The organism is Thalassotalea marina, from assembly GCF_014656435.1.
GTDB lineage: Bacteria > Pseudomonadota > Gammaproteobacteria > Enterobacterales > Alteromonadaceae > Thalassotalea_C > Thalassotalea_C marina.
Genome location: NZ_BNCK01000004.1, coordinates 228,504 through 241,846, shown reverse-complemented (window position 1 = coordinate 241,846; position 13,343 = coordinate 228,504). Strand labels below are relative to the sequence as shown.

Genomic DNA, 13,343 nt, shown 5'->3' with positions numbered 1-13,343 from the left:
GGTATAAAGCCAGTGGTTTTTTTAAGCTTTTAATAGTGAGATAATATCTTCTTCTATAGCTTCTGGTTTGGTTTTAGGAGAATAACGTTTATATACGTTACCATTTCCATCAACTAAAAACTTAGTGAAATTCCACTTTATTGATTTTGTTCCCAGAATTCCCGGCGCCTGATTTTTTAGAAAATCAAAAAGCGGGGCTGTATGCTCACCATTCACTTCAACTTTATCCATTAATTGAAAGCTGATATTAAATTGTAAATCACAAAAGTTTTTAATTTCCTCGTTATTTCCTTTTTCTTGCTTACCAAATTGATTGCAGGGGAAGGCTAAAATTTCGAAGCCCTGATCTTTATATTTTTTATAAAGAGTTTCTAAACCAGCGTATTGTGGGGTAAATCCACATGCACTCGCAGTGTTTACAATGAGTACAACTTTATTCTTTAAATTGTTTAAGTCGAATGCTTGGTGTCTATTTGTCTGTACCTGATATTGGTAAAAAGAGTTTGCCATATTAATGATTTCTGGTCGGATGTCTTATTAACTAACCTTAAAACAAAGCAATAAATACCGCAAGGTGCTTGTTCCTAGTAATAGTTGCGTTAAACTGGCGACAATTTAAATTTAGGGGGTGTTCAATGAAAGTTGCGTTTATTGGTTTAGGGGTAATGGGTTTTCCGATGGCAGGGCATTTAGTAAAGTCTGGCCATGAAGTAACTGTTTATAATCGTACTACAAATAAAGCTAAGTTATGGCAAGAAGAATACCGTGGTAACTATGCGTTAACGCCCAAAGAAGCATCAACCGATTGCGATATTGTTTTTGTTTGTGTTGGAAATGATGATGATGTTAGAGAGGTGATAACTGGTGAGCAGGGCATCTTAGCGGGCATTAAACCAAACAGCTTAATCGTTGACCATACAACGGCGTCGGCTACGCTAGCCAAAGAAATGCAAGTGTTGGCAAAATCTCAAGGTGTTGATTTTATTGATGCGCCAGTCTCAGGTGGTCAAGCAGGCGCTGAAAACGGTGTTTTAACAATTATGTGTGGCGGCGATGTTACGGCATATGAAAAAGCTAAACCGGTAATGGATGCATACGCAAGGTTTAGCCAATTAGTGGGTGATATCGGCTCTGGTCAATTAGCAAAAATGGTTAATCAAATTTGTTTTGTCAATGTAGTACAAGGTTTGGCTGAAGGTTTAAATTTTGCGCAAAAAGCTGGATTAGATACAGAAAAATTGATTGAAACAATCTCAAAAGGTGCAGCTGGTTCATGGCAGATGGACAACCGTGGAACTACCATGTGCGCACGTGAATTTGACTTTGGTTTTGCCGTTGACTGGGTTCGTAAAGACTTAGGCATGGCATTTGACGAAGCTGAAAAAATCGGCGCCGACTTAACGGTGACTAAACAATTGGATGGTTATTACGAAGAGGTGCAAAAGTTGGGTGGAGGTCGTTGGGATACCTCAAGTTTAATAGCTAGAATCAAATAGTTACCTCGTTTTAAACATTTACATTAATTTAACATTGGTTAATAATAGCGCTCGATTTAAGCAAAGGGAATTGCTCAACATTTCCTTTGTTCCTATAACAATTAAAGGAAGTGTCGAGCTTATGGCTAGTCGAATTTTCAAATCAAGTCTTGCGTTAATAACCCTCAGCATATTAGCGGCATGTGGTGGAGGTGGTTCAGGTGGAAACTCATCTAAATCTTCATCTAAAAACCAAGCACCAACCTTAGCGCAAATTTCCCCACTAGATGTAAAAGAAAGAGATGTTTTTACCATTACGGCGAATGCTTCGGATAGCGATGGTAGTATTTCAAGTTATTCATGGAAACAAGTAAGTGGCACAACGTTAGAATTAACCGTTTCTGATGGTGCTACAGCGGAATTTGTCGCTCCTTCTGTTGACGAAGATGAAACGATAACGTTAAGTGTAACGGTAACAGACAATAATGGTGGCTCAGCAACACAAGAGGTAAGTGTAAGTATTGGTGCTTATCAAAACCTTAGTGAATTAACATTTGATGATAATGCTTTAAAACAATGTTTAGACGCCAATGGCATAAGTGACGTGGGTTATGAAATTATTACTTGTAGTAATAACTCATTAATGTCACTAAGTGATTTAAGCCACTTTGAGAATTTAAAACAACTAACTATTGAAAGTGCGCAGCTTACTGATATCGATGCACTTACAGATAAAGCAACTATTACTCATTTAAAACTAAAAGGATCATCTGTTGAAGACTTAACACCTATTAACACTCTGGTTCAGTTAGAATCTTTGGAGCTCTATGATGCTTGGTTAAGAGAGTGGCGCTCTAACAGTTTGTCAGGACTAAATTTTGAAAACCAGACTGGGTTAAAAAAACTTGTTTTATCGAATTCTAATAACTATCACCGCACTCAATTTGATACAGAAAAACTAATAAAAGCGGTTGGACTTTCGTCACTAGAATTGAAATCCGTTTTTATGGTCAATTCAGAGCATTTAAGTAAATTGGATAATTTAACGTCATTAGCTCTTGAAAGTAGTTTTAATGATTCTAATTCATTAAGTTTTTTATTGAATAAAAACAATATTACAACGTTAATTTTAAAGGAAATTCCTGTATCAGATTTTTCAGCACTTGGTACTTTAAGTAACCTAAAAGAGTTAACAATACATACTACGAGCTCAACGCCAGATTACTCAGCGATTTATACGTTAGAAAATTTAGAGTCGCTTGAATTATCAAAACGCTATCAACATGGTGGTGGTTTTTCTTTAGATCAAACGTCTTCTAAAGAAACTATCAAAACATTAAAAACAACAAACATAGCTGTAGAAGGGTTGGAAAGCTTGCCTGAGTTTGTAAGTTTGGAGGAACTTACTTTATCTAATGCTGGTATTACTTCGGTATTTCAAATCAGTAAACTACAAAGCTTAAAACGCTTAGAAATAGCCGGTAATCATCAATTAAATGATATTTCACCTTTAATAGATTTGCATAGCTTGAGCTATTTAAACCTTTCTGACAACCGCCAAATTACTGAACTGTCGTCTTTAAAAAATATGACACAGTTAGAATCACTTGTCTTAACCAATGTCAGCTCAAATATTACGCTTGATGTTTTAGCCAATTTGACCAGCTTAAAAAATATTGTGTTAACAAACAGCTATCATAGTAGTTTAGATGTTTTAGCTGACGTAACTTCTCTAGAGTCTATTGTTATCGACAATACCTATAAAATCGATACGATTAGAAGCTTGGAAAAGCTTGTAAATCTTGAGTCGATTGTCGTTCAACGTTCAGAGCTTAAAGATTTGTCTTTTATTAAAGACAATTTAAACCTGAAATCTATTGATGTAAGTGTCAATAAACTTGAAAATTTGGATGACTTAGAGAAGTTAACGAAGTTGGAAAGACTTTACCTACTTAATTCGCCTGCATTAAGCAATGTCGAAGGGGTATCTGCACTTTCTGAATTAAAAGAGCTAGAAATCAGTCATAACGGATTGATCACTGATTTAAATGCGCTTGAAAATACCATAAAACTTGAAGTGTTAAAGCTAAGTTATTTAAGTGAAATAGACGATGTATCTGCTTTAAATAATTTAAATAACTTATACCATGTCGAATTACACAACTTTGCATCATTACTTTGTGATTCTGTTAATAGTCTCATAGACAGTCGTCCTAACACATCTGTTTCTTACGGTTCTTTTTGTGTATCAAACCCAATAAATTGGGACATCATAGAATCTGAACAACTTAAACAGTGTATTAAAAATGGCAGTAGAGAGATTAACGAAGTACGCTATTTCTCGTGCACTGTTGATAAAACCTCGACATTGGCAGGGTTAGAACAGTTTACTAAATTAGAAACTATGGACCTTTACGGGATAAAAGTCGAAATGGACTTAACACCGTTATCTGAACTTTCCTTGCTTACAAATATAACCTTTAGACAGTTTGGCTTAAAAACGTTTCCCGATTTTAGAGAATTGAGTAATTTGATGTATTTAAATGTATCAGGCAATAGTTTAGAGACTTTTAATGCTAGCAGATTACCAAGCTCAATTTCATCAATTGCAGTCGATGGTGTTTTAACTCAATTAGATTTCAACAAATATCTGCCGAAAGTTACCTATATCAACTTTGAATACAATGATATAAAAACCGTAACAGGGATTGATAATTTACCAGTTTTAAATACTGTTTATATTAGTTACAACAAATTATCGTCGCTCAATGTGTTTTATAATAGCAATCTACATCGTATATCTGTTTATGGAAACAATGACTTAACATGTGAAGATATTAAAGGTTTAAAAGAAAACTCTCCGTCGGTTTACATATCTCATTGGATGTCCTGCAACTAAGAGATACATTAGAAGTATTTCTTTGTTTGCTGCTATCAGTTGTAGCTAGCGATATTGTTAAAAAAAGGCGCTTATTAGCGCCTTTTTTTTTCTTCGTTTTGCAGTTAAATGTTGCCTTGCAAATATTGGTACAACGCTTTTAATACATCCATCTTATGTTGTTCAGATTCATGTTCATGGGCAAGGTTTTCTATTTTCATCATAAACTCATCGGCTGATAAAATCCCCTTGCCACCATACTGCAGTTTAGTTTGACAGTAGTTTTGCCATTTTTGCTGTTCTTCATTATTTAACAAGTAAGGGAAGTTACGAGCTTTGTATCTAAACAATAACGTCGGTAATCGCTGGTCTTGAAACTGGAAAGTGTGGTTTGCCAACTGGTCAACCGGTAACTGATGTAACACATCCATCTGCGCTTTATCACTTTCACTGAAAAATGCACCGCCATACAAGGCGTGCTCTGGGTCGATTTGCTCGTCGTCATCAAAGTCTGGTGCAAACACCTCAGCTAACTTTTCTCGAATGTCCAAATTCTGCTTTAAGATGGCTAAGTTCGCTAAACATTGTTCACGTGGAATATTTAACCTTTGGGCATTTTCCGGTAGTAAAGTTTTTGCGGGCGCAACCACAGGGCATTTATTGATATGAATAAGTTTTACTGGAATAGGCTGTTCATCAGGTGCTAACTCATCATAACGGGTATATAGCCTTTCTTTGATTTGCTCACTGGTCAATGTTAATAAAGGCGCAGGATCCTTTGCTAAATCAACCGCAATTACCGCATTTTTATTGGTTGGATGATATGCAACCGGGGCAAACCAACTTGTGCATCCTTGAGTTGACGGTATTTTACTCGTGGTGTGCACAACCGGCGTCATATTGTAAACATCTAATAGTTCACTGACTTGCTTTTTGTTTCGAAGACTAAATAAAAATTGATAAAGTTTAGGCTGTTTTTCTTTAATGAGTTTAGCCATGGCGATTGTTGCATAAACGTCACTCATGGCATCATGTGCTGCTTCATGGCTAATACCGTTAGCGGCGGTTAGTAATTCTAATCTGAAGCTTACGCGCTGTTCACCAGTTTCAGGATCTTCAACGGTTGGCCATTCTATGCCTTCAGGTCTTAATGCATAACATGCACGGACCATATCGATTATGTCCCAACGACTATTGCCATGTTGCCATTCTCTGGCATAAGGGTCATAAAAATTACGATATAAAAGGTAACGCGTAACCTCGTCGTCAAAGCGAATGTTGTTGTAACCCGCGACACAAGTGTTTGGCTGGGAAAATAGTGCATGTATTCGCTGGGCAAATTCTGCTTCAGTCAGACCTTCTTGCATCGCTTTTTGTGGGGTAATTCCCGTGACTAAACAGGCTTCTGGGTGAGGTAAATAATCAGCAGGTGGTTTGCAATAAAACATTTCTGGCTCGCCGATAATGTTTAAATCCAGATCGGTTCTAATGCCGGCAAACTGAGAAGGTTTATCGAATTTTGGGTTTACGCCCCAAGTCTCATAATCGTGCCAGAAAATCGTTGCTTGGTTTACTGCGTTATTGGTAGAAGTATCAACATTCATTATTTTAATCGTGACTGTATTAACGTTTGAATTTTTGCTTAACGTTATTCAGTGTAGTTAGCCAATTGCGTTTTTATAAGTTTAAGTGCCTGATAATACACTAGTGCGCTTATTAACGAAATTGTCACGCTAATAATTTAGTGTTTAATCTTAACGATTTTGAACAAGCGTTTATGTTAGGGATTATTAGATGATACTAATTCAGAAGCTTAAATGTAGATTGCAGTTATGGTTAGGGTATTAGGATGATCTGCTTTGAAAAGAAAGTATTTATTTCTTAACATGACTTTTAAAGAACTTAATTAACTCTGACCTCTCTTCTTCACGAGTTAAATTTATAAGGCTGTAACCACTTTCGCTTCGCCTGACTATCATATATAGCGCTTTCTCGTGGATAGGTGTACTAATGTAATCAATGACCACTTTACTATTTTGTTCGACTACGTATTGTTGGAGCTTATGATACAATTCTTTAGATTCATATTTTTCAAACAAATTGTTTAAATCATTACCAACTTTAAACTCATATTTTAGAGAAGTTATTTTAAGATTATATTTATCCAAAGACTCGTATTGCTTCGCAGTTGCTGAGTTGGCATTAATAATGGCAAGAATGAAAACTAGTATTTGTTTGATTGCTCGCATTTTCCTTCCTTGTATTCTATGCAAACTTAAATAGCAAAAGCCTTGTTACAGTACTATTGAACGTTTTCTAACTACTGTCAAAAAATATTTGCTCTTAAAGTTGTTATCGGCAAATTATCCATTACCGCTATATTGATGCTTAAACATCAGTGATGTTGAAATAACTTGTGTTTTGCCAATGAAAAAAGGGACCTAAGTCCCTTTAACATTTATGCAGATCACGTTATTTATGGATTGTAAGAAACATCTAACTGCATACCAGATGATGCTCTATAGCCGTAAATACCGATATGCCATGTGCCTGCAGCAGGGGTGTTGAAGCTACATGTTTCGTTGTTACCACTTTCGTATGGTCTGCAATCATAAGTGGATGAAGTTGGTTGCGCGCCTCGTCTAATATACATGTCAGCATCACCAGTGCCGCCACTTAAAGCAAATGCTAAAGTCGACATGCCAGCTGGTACGTCAATTGAGTAGTATTTCCATTCACGGCGATTAACACTAATATCGGTGACAGTAGAACTACCACCAGTTGCACCACCGCCAGTGTTTTCATCGTAGTTAGCAACTAAGGATACACCGCTAAATCCATTATAAGCGACTAGGTTTACGTAGTAGGTACCTGTTTGTGGTGTATTAAAGCTACAACTTTCATTGTTACCACTTTCATATGGACGACAATCATACGTTGATGAAGTAGGCGCAGCGGCGTATCGCACATAAAGATCAGCGTCGCCCGTACCGCCAGACACATTAAAGGTTAGGTTGCTTGCTCCTGCTGGTACATCAATGGTGAAAGACAACGTATCACCTGTATTGGCACTTAAGTTTGTTTTAGCAACACCTTTGTCTAGTACATTGCCACCTGTTGGAGGAGGTGTTGTTCCACCACAGTTTGCAGCTAGATAATCCGACGCAGCTTTTGCTTGAATAATACCGTAGCCAGTTCGATCATCTCTGCCAGCAACATCAATATCCATAGCTGTTGCTTTTAAACCATTTCGTACTTCTGATGCGCTACAAGTTGGATTATTGCTCCACACTAATGCCGCAATACCGGCTACATGTGGTGTCGCCATAGATGTACCGTTGTAATAGGCATAATCTTCATTGCCAGTGACTGTAAGGTTTACGTTATTGCCTAACATAGAAGCCAAGCTGTTACCCAAAGTGCGGTCAACAGATACGGTTGGTACAGTGATATCTGAAGGGCCATCTACTAAAAACGGGTTTTGAAGACCTGGGCGCTCTGTATTACTGAATACGATAATGCCCGCTGCTCCTGCATCGGCACAGGCTTTAACGCCATTAATTTCAGGATAAGAACTTCCTGCTTGGTTGGCATTACGCTCAACTAAACAAATATTACCTGCAACGTTTGAAGAACATGAATAACCACTGCCGCTAATAGAACAGCTTGATAAAACACCAGAAACAGAGCCATTGATATCACTAACGACGTAACTAGAACCACTTTGCACAAAACGGGTTTGAGGTGCAACTTGGTCATTACTGTATGATGTACCACCAATGGTGATGTTTCCTAATCTACCATCGCCAGCTACCGTAGATAAAATTGCTTCGCCCGGTGCTGAAATTTCAACTTGGCTGGTATATTGAGAAAATTCAGCGTGTTGGTTGTTTGAATCTAATGCGCCAACAGCCATTACTGAATCATATGAGGCAGGGTAGGAAAGTGTATTGTTGCCATCATTACCTGAAGCGGCAACCAGTAAAATGCCACTGTCAGCGGCAGATTGCAGAGCATTGCGCTCAGTAACACTTGAGCCTGAACCACCTAAGCTCATGTTGATAACTTTTGCGCCATTGTTAGCACAGGCATTAACAGCGTCGACTAAATCACCTGAGTAACCCCAGCCGCTTTCGTTAAACACTTTGATAATATGTAAATTAACATTAGCATTTGGCATTACGCCAACAACACCTTCGCTATTATTAATACCTGCAATGGTACCAGCAACGTGTGTACCATGTGAGCCACCTGCTTGATACCAGTTACCTGTGCCAGAATTATTCGTACCAGAGGCGTTGTTAGCCGTTAAGTCAGGGTTAGATTGTTGATAACCAGAATCGATAATACAAACTGTCATGTTTGATGCGTCAGCATCTGACAGTTGATCTGATTGTGTTTGTGCAATACCCCAAGGTTGAATTTGTGAAAATAAGCGGCGTTTTAGGTCAGGCTCAATAAACTTAATTGATTGGTCATTTTTTGCCTTAGCTAAAAATTTTTCAATAGTTTTAAGGTGTTGAGGTTTAGCCATTTTGACGATGTGTTTGCCGTTGCTAAGTACTTTAACGTGGGTTAAATCTATGCCTAGTTTTTTAGCAAGTCCAGGTGGTATGAAGGCACCTTGGTTTTTGTCGGCAAATTCAATAATAAGACGATCGGTGTACTCTAAAGATTCATGTTTAGTTGCCATCCATTGGGCAAAACTTTCATCTGTTGAACCTTGTTTTTGAACAACTGTTTCTTCTTTAATTTGGTTTGCGATGGTGCTTGGTGATAACAAGCTTGCTAAAAGCGCGCTTGCTACTGCTGTCATAGTAAATTTCATTTACTTCTCTCCCAAAAATTAATGATGCTTGATAGCTCAAGTTCTTTTTATTGGCATTTAATGCCCAACTTCATCATGCAAAATTTCCTTATTGTTCAATAGCAAATTACCGTCATCATTTGTTGAGTTTACGCCGATGTAAATAAAATATGTTACAAGTTAAGTTGTTGTTTATTATGAAATATACCTGATTGTGTCGCTTGTGTGCGAAAAGTTGGCGGATTTGTACTAGGTGGGATTTGATTATTCACTAATATCAAAGTTAACCCGATAGGAAGTTGGTTAACAAATACATTTATAACTAAAAAAAGTTAAGGATTGATGACAACATTATTCCAGGAATCAACATATGAAATTAAATAAGATTACAACAGTATTAGCGACAGTTTCTTTATTATCAGCAGCTGCTGTTCACGCTGAAAACGATAGATATATCATTAAAGTGGACGATTCAAAAAAAGGTATCGTAAAAGCTTTGACTAAAAAGTTAGGTGGCGAGATTAATGTCGATGCCAATGGTTTTATTGCCGCTACGTTTAGTGGTAAAGACTTGGCGCAAGTGAAAGGGTTGTTAAATAATCCACACATTCAACTCATTGAAGAAGACTTTATTCGTAAACCATCGTCTGCCTACAGTGATGATCTAGGTAATCCGATGACCCAGCAATTAAACCCATATGCTTATTACCAATCTCAAGCAGATCAAGTTAATTTCAACGCAAATGCTGGAATGAAAGTATGTGTTATCGATTCTGGTTTAGATCAAAGTAACCCTGATTTTGAATGGAACCGTATTACCGGTGATAACGATTCAGGTACAGGTAACTGGTTCGAACATGGTGGTCCTCACGGTACACATGTAGCGGGTACTATTGGCGCTGCAGATAATAATATCGGTGTTATCGGTATGGCACCTGGTGTCGACATGCATATCATCAAGGTATTTAACGCAAGCGGTTGGGGATATTCGTCTGATCTTGCACATGCAGCACAAAAATGTACTGATGCAGGGGCTAATATCATTAGCATGAGTCTTGGTGGCGGCGGTGCAAACAGCACTGAAGAAAATGCGTTTAAAGCATTTACTGAGTCTGGTGGTTTAGTGGTCGCAGCAGCAGGTAACGACGGAAACAGTGTTAGATCCTATCCAGCAGGTTACCCTTCAGTAATGATGATTGGCGCTAACGATTCTGATAACAATATCGCAGATTTCTCTCAATTCCCTAGCTGTACTATCACTTCTGGTCGCGGTAAAAATGCGACGACAACAACGGATGAAACTGTTTGTGTAGAAGTTACCGCTGGTGGTGTAGATACCTTATCTACATATCCTGCAGGTATGGCAATAGCAGCAAGTGGTTCTATTGATGGTACTGGACTAGCTGTTTCATCAATGGAAAACGCTGGCAATGCAACAGGTAGCATTTATTTTATGGGAACTGGTGAAGCTGTTGATGGCGGAGCTAATGGCAGAGTTTGTGTGATTGACCGCGGCAACATTTCATTCCATGACAAAGTGTTAAATTGCGAAAATTCAGGCGGTTTAGGCGCAATTATTATTAATAACGAAGCAGGTATGTTATACGGCACACTTGGTGATACTAACAGCACATCTATCCCAGCTGTTGGTGCAGCGTTTGAAGATCGCGCGAGCATTTTGGCTGCATCAAGTGCTTCAATCAATATTGGTACAAGTGACTACGGCTACATGAGTGGAACGTCGATGGCAACGCCGGCTGTTTCAGGTATTGCGGCATTAGTTTGGTCAAACCATACACAGTGTTCGGGTACAGAAATTCGAAATGCATTAAAAGCAACAGCAGAAGATGCAGGTGCTGTCGGAAAAGATGTGTATTTTGGTCATGGTATTGTTAAAGCGGCAGCAGCAGATGCTTATTTAACACAAAATGGCTGTGGTGGTACAACTGAGCCACCAGTAGAAGGTGACATTACTATGTCAGCTAATGGCTACTTTTCGAAAGGAAAATATAACGTTGATTTATCTTGGGCAGGAGCGAGCACGTCAACTGTTGATATTTATAAAAACGGTAGCTTACTCATTTCAACATCTAATGATGGTGCATACACAGATAAAATGAGAACCAGTGGCACATTTACTTATAAGGTTTGTGACAATGGCACAAATAATTGTTCGCCAGAAGTTAGTGTTTCTTTATAAATAAGTAAAAAACTAAGGTATCCAGTTATTTAACGCTGGATACCTTTTTCTGTATGTAAAAAACTGTAACAAAATCGTAAATTTTTAATTGACATTTTTAGGCATAAAATCCAAGGTGTAAGGAATTCAAACACTTGTTCGACAAGGTGTTCGATTGCGCAGAGCCTACTAAATACTATTAAAAATCTAAGTTGCTCAATCGTTTAAAAGAACAGGGGGAGGCCATGTCTCTAGTAAAAATTATAAAATCAAATAAAGCAACTGTATTAACTGCTTGTGCGGTTTTAAGCACGTCGATTTTCATTCTTAATGACACAACCATAAAAGTGGCTGAACAAAAGTCATATATTGTGTCGACACCAGAAATAGCTCAACTTAATAAGGCTTTAAAAGAATTAGCCGTCGAGCCAACACATCAATTACCTATTATTAGTTCATTAGCGGTCAATCTCACCGACAATGAACTATCTAAACTAAAACAAGCACTCCCGATAAAAGTAACACCAAACTTTGAAGTTGAAATTGCTAGAAATCCAGGATGGCGCAAAGGACAAAGGCGTTGGCAACCGCTTGCAGATGTTAATAAAGTGATAGACGCTCATTATGTGCATGCCAGCTATAATTTTGGCGATGATGTCACCATTGGTTTTTTAGATACTGGTTTAGACCAATTATCAGGTTTATCGGTAGATCTTTATGGTAACGATAAAGCGTGGGGCACTTATGATGCGGTGAACAATAGCGTTCATAATTATGACGATGAGTCCAATGGTCATGGTACACACGTAGCGAGTGTTGCAAATAATAGTGATTACGACATTCAAGGTAATGTCTATGGTGTAGCTCCAAATGCTGCCATTGTTGGCATTAAAGCGTTTGACGAAGAAGGCAAAGCAACTTACGCAGATGTGATCCGCGGTATTGATTGGGCTGTTGAGTACAAAGATGCAATCAATCTTCGCGTACTTAATATGTCTTTTTCTGGCCCTGTGCGATCATTTTATTGGGATGATCCATTAAATATTGCGGTAATGAAAGCTTGGCAAGCCGGCATTGTCGTTGTCGCTTCTGCGGGTAATAGTGGCCCAGAGCCAATGACCATTGGTGTTCCTGGTAACGTTCCTTACATCATAACCGTTGGCGCCATGACAGACGCTTATACAACCAGCTCTAATGATGATGTTGTCGCTACTTTTAGTTCTGCTGGGCCAACTGTTGAAGGTTTTGTTAAACCAGAAATTTTAGCGCCGGGTGGGCATATTGCAGGCTTAATGTCGTTTGACAGCCAAATTGTAACTGAACACCCAGAATTCCACGATGGTGGACGATACTTTGAAATGTCAGGTACTTCTCAAGCAGCCGCTGTGGTTTCTGGCGTAGTCGCTTTGTTGCTAAAAAATGAACCAAATCTATCACCTGATCAAGTTAAATGTCGCCTTATGGACTCGGCCAAAATGGCTTTTAATGCGGATGGTTCGCTAGCTTATAGTGTATTTCAGCAGGGAGCAGGCGTGGTCAATGCCTATCAGGCATTAACATCCAGCAAAACAGATTGTGCTAACCAAGAGTTAAACATTGCACATGACTTAGCTGGTGAGCAACACTTCTATGGCCCTGCTAATATTGATGAACAAGGCAATTACTACATTGAAGGGTTAGGTGATGCATTTGTTTGGCACGTTGACCAGTCTCAGGTAAATGGTACAGGATTCATTTGGAAGAATAGTGTTGATGTTGATGGCTTTATCTGGAAAAACTCGGTAGTAACAGATGGTTTTATCTGGAAAAACGCGGTGTTTACCGATGGCTTCATCTGGAAAAATTCACTTGCTTCCGATGGTTTTATTTGGAAAAACAATGTCGATGTAGATGGCTTCATTTGGAAAAACAGCGTCGATTTTTCACAAAGTGAAGGCATAGCCGTCAATCATTGGGTTGAACAACAATAATTTTAAAAACGAAGACATCGTCTCGTTGTATTGA

8 protein-coding genes are annotated in these 13,343 nt (G+C 38.3%); 4 read left to right on the top strand and 4 right to left on the bottom strand.

Annotated features, from left to right (window positions below):
- Window positions 1-21: 21 nt before the first annotated feature.
- Complete coding sequence (locus IE199_RS10310) at window positions 22-510, bottom strand: glutathione peroxidase (protein ID WP_189770007.1); 489 nt, start codon at window positions 508-510, stop codon at window positions 22-24.
- Window positions 511-635: 125 nt separating this feature from the next.
- Here IE199_RS10310 and IE199_RS10305 point away from each other — a divergent pair, with 125 nt between their 5' ends.
- A complete protein-coding gene (locus IE199_RS10305; RefSeq protein ID WP_189770005.1) occupies window positions 636-1,496 on the top strand; it encodes an NAD(P)-dependent oxidoreductase in 861 nt (286 codons plus the stop codon).
- Between the two features lie 121 nt (window positions 1,497-1,617).
- Window positions 1,618-4,374 carry a PKD domain-containing protein gene (locus tag IE199_RS10300; RefSeq protein ID WP_189770003.1) on the top strand — a complete coding sequence of 919 codons (2,757 nt, stop codon included), beginning with the start codon at window positions 1,618-1,620 and terminating at the stop codon, window positions 4,372-4,374.
- A 104-nt stretch (window positions 4,375-4,478) separates the two neighbouring features.
- Here the strand turns inward: IE199_RS10300 and sbcB are convergent, their stop codons facing one another.
- The 3 genes from sbcB to IE199_RS22155 form a co-directional block, all read right to left on the bottom strand.
- A complete protein-coding gene (gene sbcB, locus IE199_RS10295) occupies window positions 4,479-5,957 on the bottom strand; it encodes an exodeoxyribonuclease I (protein WP_189770001.1) in 1,479 nt (492 codons plus the stop codon).
- Between the two features lie 270 nt (window positions 5,958-6,227).
- Window positions 6,228-6,602, bottom strand: a complete 375-nt coding sequence (locus tag IE199_RS10290; protein WP_189769999.1) for a hypothetical protein — start codon at window positions 6,600-6,602, stop codon at window positions 6,228-6,230.
- 227 nt (window positions 6,603-6,829) lie between these two features.
- Window positions 6,830-9,181 carry a S8 family serine peptidase gene (locus tag IE199_RS22155; RefSeq protein WP_308436238.1) on the bottom strand — a complete coding sequence of 784 codons (2,352 nt, stop codon included), beginning with the start codon at window positions 9,179-9,181 and terminating at the stop codon, window positions 6,830-6,832.
- A 349-nt stretch (window positions 9,182-9,530) separates the two neighbouring features.
- Between IE199_RS22155 and IE199_RS10280 the strand changes: the two genes are divergently transcribed.
- A complete protein-coding gene (locus IE199_RS10280) occupies window positions 9,531-11,360 on the top strand; it encodes a S8 family serine peptidase (protein ID WP_189769997.1) in 1,830 nt (609 codons plus the stop codon).
- Window positions 11,361-11,584: 224 nt separating this feature from the next.
- Window positions 11,585-13,309: a S8 family peptidase gene (locus IE199_RS10275; protein WP_189769995.1), complete on the top strand. Its 1,725-nt coding sequence runs from the start codon at window positions 11,585-11,587 to the stop codon at window positions 13,307-13,309.
- Window positions 13,310-13,343: the final 34 nt, after the last annotated feature.

Coding starts and splice junctions, on each gene's coding strand:
- IE199_RS10310 (WP_189770007.1), bottom strand. CDS start 510: ATGGCAAACTCTTTTTACCAATATCAGGTACAGACAAATAGACACCAA.
- IE199_RS10305 (WP_189770005.1), top strand. CDS start 636: ATGAAAGTTGCGTTTATTGGTTTAGGGGTAATGGGTTTTCCGATGGCA.
- IE199_RS10300 (WP_189770003.1), top strand. CDS start 1,618: ATGGCTAGTCGAATTTTCAAATCAAGTCTTGCGTTAATAACCCTCAGC.
- sbcB (WP_189770001.1), bottom strand. CDS start 5,957: ATGAATGTTGATACTTCTACCAATAACGCAGTAAACCAAGCAACGATT.
- IE199_RS10290 (WP_189769999.1), bottom strand. CDS start 6,602: ATGCGAGCAATCAAACAAATACTAGTTTTCATTCTTGCCATTATTAAT.
- IE199_RS22155 (WP_308436238.1), bottom strand. CDS start 9,181: ATGAAATTTACTATGACAGCAGTAGCAAGCGCGCTTTTAGCAAGCTTG.
- IE199_RS10280 (WP_189769997.1), top strand. CDS start 9,531: ATGAAATTAAATAAGATTACAACAGTATTAGCGACAGTTTCTTTATTA.
- IE199_RS10275 (WP_189769995.1), top strand. CDS start 11,585: ATGTCTCTAGTAAAAATTATAAAATCAAATAAAGCAACTGTATTAACT.